Source organism: Vreelandella aquamarina (assembly GCF_900110265.1).
In the GTDB taxonomy this organism is placed as follows: Bacteria; Pseudomonadota; Gammaproteobacteria; order Pseudomonadales; family Halomonadaceae; genus Vreelandella; species Vreelandella aquamarina.
On record NZ_FODB01000026.1, the window covers coordinates 31,970 to 49,663 of the forward strand.

Below are 17,694 nucleotides of genomic sequence, written 5' to 3' on the forward strand. Positions count from 1 at the left end.
ATGGAACGACTTAACTTTACCCACCCTATCCATTTGATAGTGGGGCTAACGCTTTGGAGCGTTTGGTTTGTGGCCGTTTATAGCGGCCTATCGGTGGCCTGTGCGGTAAATCCACCGCCGCCGGAGGCAAGATCACTCACGCTACTCAACGCAGGTCTGGGCGGTTTTACCCTTCTCTGTGCTGCTGGGCTTGTGCTGTTGGCCTGGGGGTGCTGCCGCACAGCCAAGCAGCATCAGGGGCGTCAGCGCTTTCATGCCGTGGTATCCGGTTGGCTCTACTTGTTTTCTGCCTTTGGCGTGGCGTTTGCGGGGCTACCCATCATTGGCGTGCCGCCTTGTCTGTAACCGTGAACAGTGACTCGCCTGCTAATGACGACGCACCGCTCTATACGCTTCATGGCATGTGGTGCACCAGCTGTGCGCTGGCGGTAGAGGGCGCGCTAGCTCGCGTACCGGGCGTCGCTCAGGCCAGCGTTCATTACCCTACTGCAACGGTATGGGTAAACGGCTCTCCCTCAGCAACCCAGTTGGCTGCGTTAGCCCCCGTGGTGAAACGGCTGGGCTATCGGCTGAGCGAGTTAGAGCCAATGCAAGATGCCCAGCAGCGCTTAGCCCAAGAGAGCCGCTACCTCACGCTGCGCCTGATTGTAGGTGCAGTGTTGGGTATGTGGACCATGCTGGCGTCGCTGCTGATCTACGTGGGCGCGCTGCCCAATGCCACCATAGAGCTGGTCGTCGCGTGGGTGTCCGGTGCCTTTTCACTGCCCGTCGTGTTCTATTCCGGCCTGCCGTTTTACCGAGCGGGGTGGCGTACGCTATTGGCCCGACGCCCCGGCATGGATGTATTGGTAAGCCTGGGTGTGCTTGGCGCCATGGCGGTATCGGTAGGGCTGCTGCTGCGCGGCTCTTCAGAGGTCTATTTCGATACTGCGGTGATGCTGATTGTGCTGCTTCTGGTGGGCCGGCTGGTCGAAACCCTGTGCAGGCAGCGGGGGCTTAAAGCCTTTGATGCACTAAGGCTGCCGGAGGCTGATGTGGTGGTTTGCCAAGGCGAGCAGCGCGACACGCAGCCCGTTGGGGAAGTCTCCATGGGAGCCGTGATTGAAGTGCCCCCCGGTGAGCAGGTGCCCTTGGATGGCCTGCTGGAAACGCCCGGCTGGCTGGATACCGCCACGCTCACTGGGGAAAGCGTGCCCCGTTATCTTCATGCTGGGCAGCGTGTATACGCGGGCTGCCGCTATGCGGCGGGGCTAAACGCAGCGCCTTTGAAGGTGACTGTGACGGCCACCGTCGGCCAGCGGCGGGTGGATAATCTGTGCGAGCAAATGCGCCGCTCCCAGGCAAAAAAGGGCGAATTGCACAAGCTGGCCGACCGCTTTGCCTCATGGCTAAGCCCCGTAGCGCTGCTGCTGGCTGTGCTGACACTCCCACTCGGGCTGCTATTGGGCCTTGGTCTAGAAGACGCTGCTGTGCGTGCGCTGTCTGTTTTGGTGGTGGCTTGCCCCTGCGCGGTGGGGCTGGCGGTGCCGCTGGCAAACCTTGCCGGTAGCAGCCAAGCGTTACAGCAGGGCATTGCGCTTCGCGACCCTGCTGCTTTTGAAACCCTGGCGAAAGTACGCGGTATTGCCTTCGATAAAACCGGTACGCTCACCCGTGGGCAGCATCAGGTAGTGCATGCCGCGCTGCGCCAAGGCGAAGATCTCACGATTTTTCAGACGATGCTGCACAGCGCCGTTAGTCAAAGCGAACACCCGCTAGCCAGCGGTTTGCTGGACTGGGCGAACAAGGCTGAAACAGCAACGCCGCCCAAAGCGCTTCATAAAGTATTTCATAACGTACTTCATATTGAAGATTATCCCGGCAAAGGCCAGCAAGTAACGTTTCAAAACGGAGAGCAGTGGTGGTTAGGTAGCGCCGCATGGATAGAGCAGCAGCTTGGCGCGCCCTTGCCAGATAACGCCGAACACCCTGACTACGCCTTTGCTTCACAGGTGGTAGTGGCCAACAGCCGCGGTTGGCTCGCCACGCTCTACTGTGCCGACCAGCCGGTAAGCGATGCGAAAGCAAGCCTTGCCGAACTACAGCGCTCAGGGTACATCGTGGCGCTGATCAGCGGCGACCGCCAGGGGCCGGTGGGCTGGCTTGGCCAGCAGGTAGGGTTAGCAAAAACCGCCTGCTACGCCCAGCGTTCGCCGGAAGCCAAAGCGGCGCTGCTCAAAGCGCTGCCATCGCCCACGCTCTATGTGGGCGACGGGGTGAACGATACCTTAAGCCTTGCCGAAGCCGGGGTGGGCGTCGCCCCCATGCAAGCCAGCGAAGCCGCCCGCGAAGGAGCGGCCGCACAGCTGCTTTGGCCTGGGGTGAGCGGTATCGTGAGGCTATTGGCACTGTCTAAGCGCACCCGCCGAGTTATGGTGCAAAACCTAGTGTTTTCGGCACTCTATAACACGCTGGCGCTTGGGCTGGTGATCATGATGGCGGTACCGCCCTTGGCCGCCGTGCTGGCGATGGCGGCAAGCTCGCTCAGCGTGACGTTAAACACAGCGCGCCTTGCGTGGGCAGAGCCTGACGAGGCTAGCGATAGCCCAGCACCTGCCCTAAGCGCTCAGCGTTCGATGCCACCCAGTGCGGGTCAATCGCGCCCCACTGCCTAATGGTGTAGTGGCCAATGTTGTGGCGCTCGCCCTCGCCTTTTTCAAACACGCACTCAATATCCAATTCCCCCAGGGACGTAATGGTGTCCTGGGCGGTGCGCCTCGGCATGCCGGTGGCTTCCATCAACGCGGGTACGCTGGCCACGCCTTGCTCAATCAAGTGGGCCACGTAAAGGCGGCGGTAAAAGCTGGATTTTGTTTTGCTGAGCGACATGGAGAGGGCGTCTTCTTAGTGATGGGTATGCCAGCAGTCTAATCAAATAAATCCCCCTGTGCCCGGGGCGGGCGAAAATCACGGGTATTCAGCCCCTGCTCGGTGCGTGGCTGCATGTTCCACTGGCGGCTAGCACGCTGAAACCGCTGGGCGATTAAGTCAGCGAATACTCCCTCACCGCGAAAGCGCTTACCAAAGGCAGCATCGTAGGTTTTACCGCCCCGACACTGGCGCATCAAACTCATTACCTTAGCGGCGCGCTCGGGGTAGTGGGCTTCTAGCCACGCTTCAAACAGCGGCGCGACCTCGTGGGGTAGCCTTAGCAGCATCCAGTTCGCGGTGCGCGCCCCGGCACGGCTGGCGGCTTCCAGAATGCGTTCAATTTCGTGGTCGGTCAGCCCGGGAATAATCGGCGATACCAGCGTGCCCACCGGTATGCCCGCCGTATTTAGCTCGCGAATCACTTTCAGGCGCGCCTGCGGCGATGCCGCACGGGGTTCCAGCGTGCGCTTTAGGTTAGCGTCTAGGCTGGTCAAACTCACGAACACCCGCACCAAGCGATGCTCCGCCATTTCTGCTAGTAGATCTATATCTCGCAAAATCAGCGTGCTTTTCGTCACTAGCGTCACCGGGTGGCGGCAAGCTAGCAGCAGTTCCAGCAAGCGGCGGGTGGTTTGGTAGGTGGCCTCTAGCGGCTGGTAACAGTCGGTATTACCGGAGAGGTTAATGGGGCGACAAACGTATTGAGGGTGGCAAAGCTCCTCTTTTAAATGCTCCACAAGCCCGCGGCGGGCGATCAGTTTGGTTTCAAAATCCAACCCTGGCGACAAATCCCAATAGGCGTGGGAGGGGCGCGCATAGCAGTAGATACAGCCATGCTCACAGCCGCGATACGGGTTAAGCGAACGATCAAAGGGTAAATCTGGAGAGTTGTTCCAAGAGAGCGCGCTTTTACTGGCTTCCTCGCGCACTTCTGTTGCCAGCGAGGTGGTGGCCTCCTCTTGCCACCAGCCGTCATCCTCCGCCACGCTGCGGGTAGGGGCGAAGCGGTTATGTGGGTCGTAGGTTGCACCACGCCCTTTATGCACGGTAGTGCGGGAAGGGTCAAACGCCGCCATCTGCCACCTCGTAAGATATGTCGCTGTATATGTTTAAACATACAGTATATGGCGTATGAAAGAGGGTGCAAGCACGACGCTGCTAGCTCATGCTGAGCTAAAATGCTTCGTGCCAGTACTGTAGTGTCGTTTCTGATACCACGCCATGCTGCGTACCAATCTCAATAACCGCTTGCTGGAGCGCGCGGGCCAAAGTTGGTTGGTGGCATAACGCTAACGACCGAATCATGCGCGTAATACGCAGATGGTTGTGGCCCCCAGCTTTCAACCAGATATGGGTTTGTATCGATAGCGTTGGCTGAGCGGTGATGATGTTGCCATCCCGTGTTAGCCCCAAAAAATTTAACATTACATCCAGTGAGCGTTGCTGGTGGTGGCGTAAGTGCTCGTCATTCGCAAAAGCTGTTTGCACCGCAGGCGTTAAGAGCGGCGCAAAGCTATTAAAACGACTCGCTTCTGGGATAGGAAACAGCCACTGGATATAATCGTGGGTATGCTCTAGCCAAAAAGGCGAGAGCGCCCAGATATCTTCAAGTAAACGCCCTTTATGATCGGGGGATTCACCGCGATAAAACGCGAGTAAGCGGGTATCGTTATCCATTATGTCTCCCCATTAACGTTTCAGCGTGGCCATGCAGCGCCAATCCGAGCGCAGGCAGTTTTCGTACAAAGCCTCAGTGTGTCTCGTAGGTGAGCGTTGTGTCCTGGTAGTGCGCTAGTACCTGCTCAGCACTCTTTTTTAATGCCTCACGCCACGTGGCAGGGGCGGTGACTTTCACATTGGCGCCCATGCCCATCAGCCACCAGAGGGTTTGTTGGTCATCCGGCACTTGGGCGGTTAACCGGTACCAGTTACTGTCGGGGAGGGCTTCAATGGTTTGCGTCTCAGAAAGCGGTGTTTCCTGCAGCAACCACGCCACAGGTTTCGCGATCTCCGCTTCCAGCGTCACATCGCTCGGCCCTTGCCGATAACCAAACGCGCCGCCCTGAATGTAGCGGTCAATATCAAAATCAGGCTGTGCCTGCCAGGGGTGCTGGCTGAGTGTGGCTTGTTTAATGCGATGCAGGGCAAACTGGCGCAAATCCTCAAATCCGTTTACATGGGCCAGTAAATAGGTCGCGCTATGGCGGCTGACGATGCCTTGCGGATGAAGCGTGAACGGCTTTTCTGTTTCGCTGGAGCGCGACAGGTAGACGACATCAACCGTCTTCTGCTCTAGTAGAGCCTCGGAAATAGTTTGCCAAGTGGACTCATCTATTTCAGCCGGAATCAGCGCTTTACCGTTGGGAATGGCACGTACTTTTCGCGCCCATTGGCTAAGCCCGTTGGCGTTCATTTCATCCAATAACCGCCGAGCATCGGTAAAGTGGGGCGATAACTGCCCGACCACCACCGGAGGCAAGAGCCCTTTTAAATACTCTTCCGCTAGCACCAGCGTTAAGGCGCTGGGTACATCCAGTGCCGGTAGCTGGCACTGAAAATCACGATCAAAATACCAGCGGTAAGGCTTCTGGCTATCGTCGCAGCCAATCGGAAACTGAGTGGAGAGCTTCTGGCTAAGGTCACGCTGTAGGGAGCGAGTGTCGATCTTAAAACCACGCTCGGCAAGCTTCTCCTTTAGCACAGGGGTCGCGATACGCCCAGGAAAGCGGGGAATCAGCTGCAGCATGGTTAAATAACGAAAGAGCGTGTCGCGTGCATCAGACATAATAAGCCAACCTTGGCCACTGTGATAAAGATGAAGAGTTTACCGAACCTCACAAAACTTAGCGACTCTCTCGGGTAACTCATGGGTCGCTTTGGTGATGAGGTGGGCGCGATGGCGCCAGAGCATGGCAACTCGCACATCGGGTTGCGCATTGGGCAAGTGCCACCAAAGCTCGGCAGGGTGAGTATCTGCCGTCACTTCGAGCGATGTGTCAGGGTGCCCCTCCAACCAGCGATACACCTCCATTGCATTGCGGCCCACGCACACCGGGAACAGCGGTGCATCAACCGGTAGCGCAACACCTAACGCCAGCAGCAGCGTGTTCACTTCATGGTCGCACGCCAGGTGCCAACGATGCCGGCTAGCCACCAAGGGGGCGGTAAGATGGCCTGCCACACAGTGCCAAATCAGATGCGCCTGTAAATAGAGGCGCGATTCCTCTGTGAGTGTGGCGCTATAGCGTGGGCAAAAATAGAGAAACTTACCATCGGTGCTGGCGCTACCGAAATGTTGATCAGTAATAGGAGACAACATTAAGAACTGGCTAAAAAAGCTCATAACAGGCAGCGTTTCGGCCCATGTGTCGCGATCCGCCTGCCACTTCACAAGCTCCTGCCGAGCGCAATCATCAGTAAGTAAACAATCGGGCATCATCACCATCACTTTTACTCTTTTTGATGTTAGAGGCATACGTTATGGTGGTGATGCGACAACTAATGTCGCGTTATTTTTGAATATGCATACTTAGGCGTTATGTGTGCCGCATGGGGGCTAAAGTGCTGCCGGAGCGCTGGCTAGTGACGTTAGCGTGGCGAGAAAAATAGACCAGATGGCAAGGCAGCTATACACCCTAAAAGCATAATGGTGAATAAGGAATGCCACGATTAGTCAAGACCACCATCGAGATTGACAAGTGGAAGCATCAGGGGCGCCAACAAGCGGCACGATGGCTGGGGTAGAGATATGGCGTGATTGGGTGATCTGAGGACGCGTATTACCTAAGCAGATGCCAGACATCACACCTTTGCGTAGAATACTAGGCAAGTTAGCTTAGCTTGATTAAGCCCAAGAGTGGCAAAGTAGCCACCGCAATCTGACAGGGAGGTAGAATGGTCACGGTTTATCCACGTCTAAGCGACGCTGAGTTAGAAGCATTGCCTTCCCGTACTGAGGCGAGTATTTACCGCAATGCCTATGAAATTGCCTGCTGGCTAAAAGAGCGTCACGACGCTGTCGCAGAGCCAGGGGAGTACCTGCCCAGCAGCCAAAAAGCAGTGGCTGTTTACACGTGGAAAAGGCCCCAAGACCAATGGCCGCTGTTACAGAGAGCAATTGCCGAACTGGAGCAAGACGGCTTGCAACCGCAGGATATTTTACCGCTTACCCCCTTTAAGGTGGCTAACAGCCAAGTGTTGCAAGCGCAGCGCTCCAAAAACAAAAACCACAGTACAACGAGCGTATGTTTAATGTTGCAGCGGTAAAAGGGCTGGAAGCACCAGTGGTGATCTTGGTCGACATGAATACCAGTGTTTGGGCTGCGAACCCGAAGGTGGAGTATTTAGGAGCGTCTCAGGAGCGGGTGAACGTGTTAGTGTTTATTTCTGCACAGGATTTTAAATGAGCATCACCGCCTACCACGCAAAATATTATGCCTACGAGTTAACCAAACGCCATGCTGATAGGGGGGTTGATCGCCTATCGCAGTCTCTGTTTGATGCCAGTGTGGATTTAAACCCACACCAAATTGAAGCGGCGCTGTTTGCTATGCGTAACCCGCTACAACAAGGTGTACTGCTGGCTGATGAAGTAGGGTTAGGTAAAACCATTGAGGCCGCCTTGGTAGTTTGCCAGCTATGGGCGGAGCGTCGTCGCCGTATTTTGATAATTGCACCCGCCAGCTTGCGTAAGCAATGGGCACAAGAGCTGTATGAGAAATTCGCAGTCCCCACCAAAGTAGTGGATGCGGCTGTATTGCGCCAAGAGGCAGTCGGAAATGTGTTGCAGACGCTCGAATACATAACGCGTAGCAACATTGTGATTATGTCGTATCATTTTGCGACTCGACTGGAAGAAGAGCTGCGCGGTATTCCATGGGATCTAGTCGTATTGGATGAGGCCCACAAACTGCGCAATGCCCATCGTCCAAGCAACCGTATTGGACAAGCATTACGCCGCGCCCTGGAAGGGCGTAAAAAGCTATTGTTGACCGCCACGCCGCTGCAAAACTCGCTCATGGAGCTTTATGGGTTGTCTACTCTGATTGATGAGCATCTATTTGGCGACGATAAAGCCTTCCGTAAGCAGTTTGTGAATAATGATGCTAACCTGCCGGAATTGCGCGAAAGGATAAAACACTTTACCCACCGCACATTGCGTAAAGATGTGTTGGAATATGTGCAATACACTCAGCGCAAAGCCCTTACTCAACCCTTTGAGCCAACTGATGACGAGCAAGCAGTTTACGATGCTGTCTCAGCCTTTTTGCAGCGTGAGTACTCTTTTGCTTTGCCGAAAAGTCAGCGCCATCTGACAGGTCTGATTCTGCGTAAATTACTTGCCTCTAGTACTCCAGCCATTATGGGTACCCTTAGCAGTATTTATCAACGTCTGGAACAGCAGCTTAAGGAGATGCATGAAAATTTAGTCTCAGTGTCTAATGGCTCCAGCTGGTGGTACACCCTGGCGGATGAAGAAGACTTGGAAAGCGATACGCTTGAAGCATTAGAAGAACAAACTCAAGAGAGCGCGTCGGCAGCAATAGCAGCAGATGCTAATAACCCCACCAATTTAACGCGTGCCCTAGAAGAAGAAATGGCTGAACTAGGGGGCATTATTGAGCAAGCAAGTAACCTGAATGACCACACTAAAGCCAGCGCCTTGCTTTCTGCTTTAACCCTTGGCTTTGAGAACATGCAGGCCTATCGTGCGCCGCGCAAAGCGATTATCTTTACCGAATCGCGCCGCACCCAGGAGTACCTCCACCAGTTTCTCTCAGCTAACGGCTACGCGGGCAAGCTGGTGTTGTTTAGCGGTACCAATAACCACCCGGAAAGCCAAGTGATCTACCGCCAATGGCTGGAAGAGCACAGAGGCACCGACCGAGTGACTGGTTCGGCACAGATTGATAAGCGCACTGCCTTGATTGACCATTTCCGAGACAAAAACGGCGCGGATATCATGATTGCTACCGAAGCCGCCGCCGAAGGGGTAAACCTGCAGTTTTGTGCACTGTTGATTAATTATGACCTGCCCTGGAACCCCCAACGCGTTGAACAGCGTATCGGCCGCTGCCATCGCTATGGTCAACAGTTTGACGTGGTAGTAATCAACTTCCTTAATACCCGCAATCAGGCGGATCAACGCGTGCTGGAGCTACTGTCAGAAAAGCTCAATCTGTTTTCCGGCGTGTTTGGTGCCTCTGATGAAGTGCTGGGACGCATTGAAAGCGGCATTGACTTCGAAAAACGTATTCTGACCATTTATGATACCTGCCGCACGCCAGAGGAAATTGAAGCCGCCTTCAATCAGTTGCAAAGCGAGCTAGAAGAAGTGATTACCCACCGCGTGCAGGAAACCCAGGAAAAGTTGCTAGAAAACTTCGATGAAGACGTTCATGACCGGCTTAAACTGCGGCTGGACGAAGCTGAAGCCCGGCTGGATAAAATAGGCCGCTGGTTTTGGGGCGTTAGCCGCTATGCGCTGGCCAAGTGCGCCCGTTTTGAGCCACAAACCTATAGTTTTGCCCTGCAGGATGTGCCCAGTGATGTGAGTCAACACGCTCCGCCGGGACACTATCAACTAATTCGTGGGGCCGCTCAAGCGGACATGCTGGCCCATGCCTACCGTTTGAGCCATCCGCTGGGGGAGTGGGCTTTGCAGCAGGCTCGTCAGGCAGCTACGCCAGTGGCAAGTGTCACCTTTGATTACCAACGCCATGAAACCAAGCTCTCGCAGGTGGAAGCGCTGGTTGGGCAGTCTGGCTGGCTGACACTGCAGCGCTTAGCCTTTACCGCTTTTGAAACCACTGAACGGCTACTGTTTAGCGGCATGACCGATAGTGGCGTACTGCTGGACCAAGAAGCCTGTGAAAAACTAATGTCGGTAGAAGCTCGGGGCGTGCCAAGCGCTATTTCGCTCCAGCCCCCAGCGGCCTTGGTCGAAAATAGCCAGTGCCAGTTGCAAGCGGTGACGGCCGAGCTACTGGAAGATAACCAGCGGCTATTTATGGAAGAGCGCGACAAGCTGGAAAAGTGGGCTGACGATAAACTGCTGGCCGCTGAAGAAGCCCTTAAAAACACCAAGGCCCAGCTTAAACAGCACAAGCGCGATGCCCGTAAGGCCATCACCCTACAGGAACAAAACGCCTATCAGGAAAAAATCGCCGCTCTCGAACGCCAGCAGCGCCAGCAACGCCGCGAAATTTTCAATGCCGAAGATGAGATCATCGACAAACGCGACGAACTGATTGATTCCTTGCAGGTTAGGTTGAAGGAAACCACTGAAACAGAACTGCTCTTCACCCTACGTTGGCAGGTAGTGTAGCGGCACTTAAGCAATATCAGGATAGAACCACACCGCATCAGGAGAAAGAATCTAATGGACACAAGCCATCATACGACTGAGATTAATGAACTAGGACACAGCCCTGATGCCCAGCAAGAGCGACAGCAGCAGCTTTTAAACCTGCTACGCCAAACCGCTCCTGAAGTGATTAGCGACAACCAGTTAAACCTGGAGCGCCTCAAAGAGCTGATGGGAGAAGAGCGCCTGGCACCTGCCGAGCACTATGAGCTGAGCTGGGCAGGTAAAAAAGACGCACGGCGTGAAATTCAAAAGAAAACCAGCCACACCCTACGGCCGGATGCCAACAACCCAGAAAGCGCCCAGCACATGCTGATTGAAGGGGAGAACCTGGAAGTGCTGCGTGTGCTGCAGAAAAGCTATTACGGTAAGGTCAAGATGATTTACATTGACCCGCCCTACAACACCGGCAACGACAGCTTTGTTTACCCGGATGACTACTCTGAAACGCTTGATGAATATCAAAAGCGCACTGGGGAAAAGAACGAAGCAGGGTTTTTGAACAAGCAAAGCCTATGGAAGAAAAACAGCAAAGAAAGTGGTCAATACCATAGCGCTTGGCTATCGATGATGTATCCCCGCCTTTATTTGGCACGCAACCTGCTACGTGAAGACGGCGTTATTTTTATAAGTATTGATGACAACGAAGCGGCGAATTTGAAGTTGCTTTGTGATGAGGTTTTCGGGGAAGAAAATTTTATTGCAGAAATAGTTTGGCAGAGGGCATTTTCGCCAAAAAATGATGCAAAATATTTGTCTGATAGCAATGACTATGTGCTTTTATATGCAAAATCAAAAAGATTTTTTAATGTAGGCAGACTTGAACGTACCGAAGCAGCAAATGAGCGTTATAAAAATTTAGATAATGATCCTAGAGGAGTTTGGATATCAGACAATTTGACAGTAAAGACCTACTCAGAAAAATATAACTATCCTATAACTACACCAAGTGGGCGAGTCGTTGAACCTGCAGATGGCAGATGCTGGTCAACAAGTAAAGAAAGAATGCAAGAGCTGATTGAAGATAATAGGATTTGGTTCGGAGCTAATGGAGATAATGTTCCTCGTTTAAAAAGATTTCTAACAGACGTGCAGCAAGGTATGGTTGCCACTACTTTATGGCTTCATGACGAAGTGGGTCATAATCAAGAGGGAAGGCAAGAGTTAAAAGAACTATTTGACGATAAAGGCTATTTTGATGGGCCTAAACCAGTTAGGTTGCTAAAGAGAATTTTAAAAGTGGGGGCTGTTATAGATAATGATATAGTTCTCGATTTCTTCTCAGGGTCAGGCTCTACAGCCCACGCACTAATGGAACTTAACGCTGAAGACGGCGGTAACCGCCAATCCATTAGCGTCCAACTCCCCGAAAAGCTCGAAGAAAATAGCGAGGCTTATAAGGCCGGTTACCGCACAATTGCGGATATTACCCGTGCCCGTATCGAAAAAGTTATCGCCAAGCTAAAAGCCGAACACCCGGAAAAAACGGAAGGGCTGGCCTGTGCGAATTTCACCCTGGCACCCAGCAACTTCAAGGTGTGGAACAGCGATATCAGCGACCCCGGCGCTATTCGCCAACAGCTCGATGCTTTGCAGAATACTGAAAAAGCCCCTGATGAACAGATCGCTATGCTCACCGAGCTACTGCTTAAAAATGGCCTGGGGGCCTTGGGTGTTCATGCAATCAGCAAGCCGCGCAAGTTGGCTTGCGGCATTACCGTTCACCGCGTGTTAAGAGAAGATGACCGCTACCTGTGGCTATGCTTTGAACCCTATGTTGAGGCCTTGCGCGATGAGATTCTCAGTGCCAGCCCGGCCCAGGTCATCATGCTCAATTCCTGTTTTGTGGGGGCGCAAGGTGATGAACAGCTGAGTAACCTGCAGCTTGATTTGGCCGCGCAGGATATCAGCCTGCTGGTAATTTAAGGAGCTTGATATGTCACACAAGATGACGCTGCAGTTTACTCATCAGGCCTACCAGGAGCGTGCGGTGCAGTCGGTCGTGCAGGTGTTTGACGGCCAGCCGCTGGCCACCGGGGAGTTTGAACTGGTCAGTTCCACTGCCAGCGTGAACTACGCCGGGGATGGTAGTATTGGCAATTCGTTGGTGCTCACCGAACAGCAGGTGCTGGAAAATGTGCACAAGGTGCAGGCCAGCAACGGCATTGAAACCGTTGCCACGCTGCAGGCCGACCGCTGGACCGTCAAGAGCGATGAGGGGCAGGTAAGCGACGAGTTTTGCCCACACTTAACCATCGAGATGGAAACCGGTACCGGCAAAACCTACACCTTTATTCGCACCATGTATGAATTGAATAAGGTGTACGGCTTCAAGAAGTTTGTTGTGGTAGTGCCCAGCGTAGCAATCCGTGAAGGCACCATGAAAAACCTGGAAGTCACCCGCAGCCACTTCGCCGCTGACTATGCCAACGTGCCCTGTCTACCAATGCTCTACGACAGTAATCGGCCTAATGACTTACGCCATTTTGCTCAAAGCGATGCGTTGAGCGTGCTGGTGATCAATATCGACAGTTTTTCCAAAGATATTGATGATAGCAACGCCACCAAGAAAAAAAGCATCAATAAAATCAACCAGAAAGGCGAAAGAGCCTTCGCGCCGATTGAGTACATCAAAGCGGTCAAACCGATTGTGATTGTCGATGAGCCGCAGAACTTTGAAACGGATATTCGCCGTAAAGCCATACGCAATCTCAACCCGTTATGCACTTTGCGCTATTCGGCCACTCATAAAAACCCCTATAACCTACTGTATAAACTAGACCCGGTGCAGGCCTATGACCTGGGGCTGGTCAAGCAGATTGAAGTGGATGGTGTTGAGTCGGATCAAAGTCAGAATCAGGCGTTTATAGAGCTGGTTGCCATTGAACAAAAGGCCAAATCATTAACTGCCAAGGTGGTGATAGACGTTAATGAAAAAACCGGCGTTAAGCGAAAAAGCGTGAGCCTCAAGGTAGGCGATGACCTCTATAAAAAATCCAAGTACCGTGAAGTCTATGCGGATGGGTTCATTCTTAATGAATTTTTAAGCGATACCGAAATTGAGTTCAATAAAAACGGTGTCCTGCGCCTGAACGAACAGCGGGGCGGCCTAAGTGATGATGTGATGCGCTTTCAGATCGAACGCACCGTGGCCGCGCACTTTGCCAAGCTGAAAAAAGTCAAGGAAAGCGGCATTAAAGTGCTCAGCCTGTTCTTTATTGACAAGGTCGCCAATTACCGCGCTTATGATGATGAAGGCAATGCCGTACCCGGCAAGTTTGCCCAGTGGTTTGAAGAGGCTTTCGAAAAGTACGCCGCCAAGGCGCACTATAAAGATTTGATTCCTTACTCTGCCAGCGAGGTACATAACGGCTACTTCTCAGGCGATAAAAAAGGCAAAGGGGCCGCCGCCAAAAAAATATGGGTGGATAGCACCGAGCGCGGTTCTAAAAAGGATGATGATACTTATACCTTGATCATGCAGGACAAAGAGCGGTTGTTAGATATGGCAGAGCCGCTGCAGTTTATTTTTAGCCATTCGGCCCTGCGCGAAGGCTGGGATAACCCCAATGTGTTCCAGATCTGCACCCTGAACGAAACCCAGAGCCAGATGAAAAAGCGCCAGGAGATTGGCCGTGGCTTGCGTCTAGCGGTGAACCAACAGGGGGAACGGATACACGACAAAAGCATCAATGTGCTCACGGTGATTCCCAATGAAAGCTACGAGGTGTTTGCCCGCACTCTGCAGCAGGAAATTGAAGACGAAACCGATGTCAGCTTCAAAGGCCGGGTGAAAAATGCCCGCGCCAAGGCGCGTGTACAGCGCAAGGCGCTGAGTGCTGAAGACGAAGCGCTTTTCAAGGCGATCTGGCAGCGCATCAATTACCAGACCCGCTACAGCGTGACACTGGATACGCCTGAGCTGATTGAAAAATGCGTGGAAGTTTTAACGGATACTAACCAGTATCCTAAAGTTCAGGCTCCCAAGGTGCGCTCTCGCAAAGCCAAGCTGCACATGAATGAGGAAGGTATTCAGGGTGTGGAAACCGGTATTGATGAAAGCAACGCCAGTTACCAAAACGTGCCGGTACCGGATGTTTACGCCTACATTCAAAACCGTGTGCATCTGACGCGCGCCACCTTATTTGCGATTCTTGACCAGTCCAATCGCCTGGATGAGCTGCTGATCAACCCCCAGGCGTTTCTGGATACCGTGGTTACTGCGATTAAAACTGAGCTTCAAGCGCTGCTGGTGAAAGGCATTGAGTACCATGAAATCAACGGCAAACGCTACGAGATGACACTGTTTGATGAGCCTGTAGAAACCTACTTGAGCAGCGTCTACCCGCAAACCCGCGATGATGTAACCACCCCCTTGAACAAAACTCTGCTGGAAGCCCAACCGCTAGAGAGCGATACTCAAGACCCTAAGGGCGACGCTTTCAGCTGTGTAATGAGCGACAGCGAGGTAGAAAACACCTTTGCCCATGAGTGTTCGCTCGACCCTCGCGTCAGGTTCTTCTTCAAGCTGCCGGGCAAGTTCAAAATTGCCACCCCGCTGGGCACCTACAACCCTGATTGGGCAGTAGTGTTTGAAAATGAAGAGCGGGTTTACTTCGTTGCTGAAACCAAGTCCAGCACTGTCAAGACAGACCTGCGCCGTAATGAAAGCTTAAAGATTGAATGTGGGCATAAGCACTTCTCGCTGACTGATGATGTTACTTTCAAGGAAGTCAGCAGTTTAAGTGCACTGATCTCTCAGTAAACCACTGAAGGAAAGCGTATGTTCCAAACCCTGGCGTTGGAGAATTTTACCGCCTTTAAGGAAACCTCTTTCGAGTGGTCGCCGGGCGTGAACGTGCTTATCGGTGCCAATGGCACCGGTAAAACGCATATCATGAAATTAATGTATGCCTTGCAGATGCAGGGTCACGATGCGGCTGAACTGAAAAAGAAGCTGGCGGCGGTTTTTCGCCCTAGCGGCGATAAAGTATCACGCTTGGTTAACCGCAAAAAAGGCAGCAATACGGCGCGCATTAGCTTGTCCAACAGTGCGGCCCAGTCGTTATCGCTTACCTTTGATACCACTAGGCATCACACGTTTGAACTCCAGGGTGAGTGGGCTGTCGAGCGTTCCCCCGTATTCATTCCCGTTAAAGAGGTGCTCTCTTTCGCTCCCGGCTTTATCTCGCTCTATGATAAATATGAGCTCGCGTTCGAGGAAGTCTATTACGATATTATCAAACAAGCTTACTTGCCTGCCCGCAAGGGAATGCCACTCAATGATGAAAAGCCACTATTAGAGCTCATCCGCAAGACGGTAGGTGGAAAGGTGACATTAGAGGGGGATGAATTTCACCTTAGCGCAGGAAGTAAGAAGTTGGAAATGTCGCTGGTGGCAGAAGGGCACCGCAAATTGGCTCTGATTTGGCAGTTGATCCATAATGGCTCGCTATTTGCCAACAACACACTATTTTGGGATGAGCCAGAAGCGAACCTTAACCCTGCGCTCATGCCAGAAGTGGCTAAAATTCTGCTTATGCTTGCAGAGCGTGGTGTGCAAGTATTTGTAGCAACCCACGATTACGCCTTTCTGCGGGAATTGGATTTTGCGCGTCAGGAGACGCCTACACGCTACTTCTCCCTTGAGCTGACGCAGGAGGATGGCGTTATTGCACATAGTTTCAGCCGCTACCGGGACATTCGGCCTAATAAAATTGCGGACGAGTTTCAGCGTCTTTATGACTTGGAAGTTCGTCACTCGCTGGGGGACTTTTCGTGAAACCCTGGGAGGCAAAGCCGGAGTGGTGCGAGTCTGATTTATACTTTGATTTTTCTCAAGCTCGTCAAGTAATTAAGCTAGACGACCAAGTGGCAGCCGCTGGTTTAACGCATCTATTAAAGGGTGGCGTTGATTTTGTTGTGGAGTGGGACACGCAATTATGGCTGCTGGAAATTAAAGACCCAGAGAGCGGTGCTATTCCTGAACAGCATCGAGAAAAGCAGAGGCAACGCTTTCTTGCGGATATCGTCAGCCAATCGCTTATCGAGCGGCATTTATTCCCGAAACTGCGTGACAGCCTTATCTTTTTGGGGTTGGAGTATGGCGTCGTCAATAAGCCGCTGCGCTATATTACCTTAATAGGTTTGAGTGACTTAGAGCCTGCTCAGTTAGCAGGTTTACGAGACAGGCTCTGGCGAACAGAATGGGTGTCTGGGCCGCGTTATAGCGGTTGGCGCAAATCCTTTGATGTGCAGGCGTTCAACGTTGATCAATGGAATCGCCTGATGACCAAGTGCCCTATACTGCGTATCAGCCAGCAGTAGGCGGCTTTTCTTGGCGTTCATTACCCTACACAAACCCCATCGGCTGGCGCTGCCCTTGCTGTTCGCGCTCTTCCAGCGTTAGCGCATCCAGTAGCGTATTCAAGCGGATGGGCAGCCCTCGTAAGTCCAGTTGGTCTAGCGCTGTACGCACGTTGCCGGGGGTTAGGCGGCGCTGGGCTAGGTGGTTGGCGGGAATGGTGGCTAAACGGCGGTGGTCGCGATCGGGTAGAACGGCTTTCAGCAGTTCGCGCAGCGGCTCGGGGGCTAGCGTTAGCTTTAGGTGTTGCCGACACCATAACGTAGTGATGACTACCACTCGCCACTGTCCATCAGCGACCCTTGCTCAACGGCTGGGTTGTAGATGTAGCACCAAGCGTCACCGTATTGGGTAGGGAGAGTCGTGCGGTTATAGAGGCCTTGGCTTGGCGCGTGGTGAAAGTAGCCCTCTAACTGGTCGAGCCGCGCTAGCTGTTCAGCGTTAATGGCATACACCTCCACAGTAACGCCTGTGGATGGCGTGAGCTTAGCGCCTGGGTAGGGGCCAAGGTCGTAAAGTGTGATCCCCGTTAAACGGTCTTGACCCAGCATATCTGCGCCGTTTAACCAATGATGATTGCGATGCCCGTGCTTTAACGTGCCGTACACCGCCACCCGAGGGCAGCGCTGAATGGCTTGGTGAAGGTGATTCATTGGGTTGCTCATCTTGATTATCGAGTGTCTTGCAAAAGGGTGACGTTACCAAAGCGCCGCTTTCTTGCACTGCTTTACAATGTGGTGGCGCTGTTGTTGCAAGCGTAACCAAGCGTTATCGGGTAATCCTGCATCTTTCAGTGCTTGCTGCATCTCTTTTGAGTCGGCAAATCGAAGCAGTAACTCTCGTAGACGTTTAATCTCTCGCTTGATAAACGGATAGCTAAGCTGGCTCTGCTCAGCTAGCAGTTTCCAGTCACGAGATAAAAGCTGCATGGCGTTGTTTTGGTAGCCAATAGAGAATGCCGAGTTAAGCTCAGTTCTTGTGTATGGAGGGCAGTAGAGAGGGTGGCGTATCCTGTTGATTGATCTCGCCAGATCACAACCAACATAGGACGGAT

Annotated in this window: 17 protein-coding genes; 9 read left to right on the forward strand and 8 right to left on the reverse strand. The window is 52.9% G+C overall.

Going from position 1 to position 17,694, the window contains the following annotated elements:
* The gene (locus tag BMY49_RS08960) at positions 1-345 is read left to right on the forward strand and encodes a hypothetical protein (protein WP_054641095.1); all 345 of its coding nucleotides are present in this window, start codon (positions 1-3) and stop codon (positions 343-345) included.
* Positions 346-401: 56 nt separating this feature from the next.
* The gene (locus BMY49_RS08965; protein ID WP_089675414.1) at positions 402-2,654 is read left to right on the forward strand and encodes a heavy metal translocating P-type ATPase; all 2,253 of its coding nucleotides are present in this window, start codon (positions 402-404) and stop codon (positions 2,652-2,654) included.
* On the opposite strand, the gene BMY49_RS08970 is transcribed toward BMY49_RS08965, so the two are convergent.
* The 5 genes from BMY49_RS08970 to BMY49_RS08990 all read right to left on the reverse strand — a co-directional run bounded on the left by BMY49_RS08970 (position 2,575) and on the right by BMY49_RS08990 (position 6,253).
* A complete protein-coding gene (locus BMY49_RS08970) occupies positions 2,575-2,868 on the reverse strand; it encodes a winged helix-turn-helix domain-containing protein (RefSeq protein WP_089675408.1) in 294 nt (97 codons plus the stop codon). The genes BMY49_RS08965 and BMY49_RS08970 overlap by 80 nt on opposite strands.
* A gap of 38 nt (positions 2,869-2,906) precedes the next feature.
* Complete coding sequence (locus BMY49_RS08975; RefSeq protein WP_089675409.1) at positions 2,907-3,986, reverse strand: PA0069 family radical SAM protein; 1,080 nt, start codon at positions 3,984-3,986, stop codon at positions 2,907-2,909.
* 97 nt (positions 3,987-4,083) lie between these two features.
* On the reverse strand, positions 4,084-4,587 hold the full coding sequence (locus BMY49_RS08980; RefSeq protein ID WP_062375374.1) for an opioid growth factor receptor-related protein: 504 nt from the start codon (positions 4,585-4,587) through the stop codon (positions 4,084-4,086).
* Between the two features lie 73 nt (positions 4,588-4,660).
* A complete protein-coding gene (locus BMY49_RS08985; protein ID WP_089675410.1) occupies positions 4,661-5,695 on the reverse strand; it encodes a helix-turn-helix transcriptional regulator in 1,035 nt (344 codons plus the stop codon).
* 39 nt (positions 5,696-5,734) lie between these two features.
* Positions 5,735-6,253, reverse strand: a complete 519-nt coding sequence (locus BMY49_RS08990; protein WP_244154939.1) for a DUF2201 family putative metallopeptidase — start codon at positions 6,251-6,253, stop codon at positions 5,735-5,737.
* Positions 6,254-6,804: 551 nt separating this feature from the next.
* Between BMY49_RS08990 and BMY49_RS08995 the strand changes: the two genes are divergently transcribed.
* The 7 genes from BMY49_RS08995 to BMY49_RS09020 are packed head-to-tail and all read left to right on the forward strand — an operon-like array spanning position 6,805 to position 16,603.
* Positions 6,805-7,176 carry a hypothetical protein gene (locus BMY49_RS08995; protein ID WP_044630645.1) on the forward strand — a complete coding sequence of 124 codons (372 nt, stop codon included), beginning with the start codon at positions 6,805-6,807 and terminating at the stop codon, positions 7,174-7,176.
* A complete protein-coding gene (locus BMY49_RS17410; protein ID WP_161793470.1) occupies positions 7,155-7,316 on the forward strand; it encodes a hypothetical protein in 162 nt (53 codons plus the stop codon). Before BMY49_RS08995 ends, BMY49_RS17410 begins: the two co-directional genes overlap by 22 nt.
* On the forward strand, positions 7,313-10,237 hold the full coding sequence (locus tag BMY49_RS09000; RefSeq protein WP_089675411.1) for an SNF2-related protein: 2,925 nt from the start codon (positions 7,313-7,315) through the stop codon (positions 10,235-10,237). Before BMY49_RS17410 ends, BMY49_RS09000 begins: the two co-directional genes overlap by 4 nt.
* A gap of 54 nt (positions 10,238-10,291) precedes the next feature.
* The gene (locus BMY49_RS09005) at positions 10,292-12,202 is read left to right on the forward strand and encodes a site-specific DNA-methyltransferase (RefSeq protein WP_197746114.1); all 1,911 of its coding nucleotides are present in this window, start codon (positions 10,292-10,294) and stop codon (positions 12,200-12,202) included.
* Between the two features lie 10 nt (positions 12,203-12,212).
* On the forward strand, positions 12,213-15,041 hold the full coding sequence (locus tag BMY49_RS09010) for a restriction endonuclease (protein ID WP_208596184.1): 2,829 nt from the start codon (positions 12,213-12,215) through the stop codon (positions 15,039-15,041).
* A gap of 18 nt (positions 15,042-15,059) precedes the next feature.
* Positions 15,060-16,058, forward strand: coding sequence for an AAA family ATPase (locus tag BMY49_RS09015; RefSeq protein ID WP_062360264.1), 999 nt, complete (start codon positions 15,060-15,062; stop codon positions 16,056-16,058).
* The gene (locus BMY49_RS09020) at positions 16,055-16,603 is read left to right on the forward strand and encodes a hypothetical protein (protein WP_054645381.1); all 549 of its coding nucleotides are present in this window, start codon (positions 16,055-16,057) and stop codon (positions 16,601-16,603) included. The genes BMY49_RS09015 and BMY49_RS09020 overlap by 4 nt, the downstream gene beginning before the upstream one ends.
* Positions 16,604-16,628: 25 nt before the next feature.
* Here the strand turns inward: BMY49_RS09020 and BMY49_RS09025 are convergent, their stop codons facing one another.
* From BMY49_RS09025 to BMY49_RS17560, 3 genes are all read right to left on the reverse strand, one after another.
* A complete protein-coding gene (locus tag BMY49_RS09025; protein WP_062360269.1) occupies positions 16,629-16,919 on the reverse strand; it encodes a hypothetical protein in 291 nt (96 codons plus the stop codon).
* The gene (locus BMY49_RS09030) at positions 16,913-17,293 is read right to left on the reverse strand and encodes a gamma-glutamylcyclotransferase family protein (RefSeq protein ID WP_089675412.1); all 381 of its coding nucleotides are present in this window, start codon (positions 17,291-17,293) and stop codon (positions 16,913-16,915) included. The genes BMY49_RS09025 and BMY49_RS09030 overlap by 7 nt, the downstream gene beginning before the upstream one ends.
* Before the next feature lie 45 nt (positions 17,294-17,338).
* On the reverse strand, positions 17,339-17,694 hold a 356-nt coding region (locus tag BMY49_RS17560), incomplete at its 5' end, for a HipA domain-containing protein (RefSeq protein WP_208596185.1).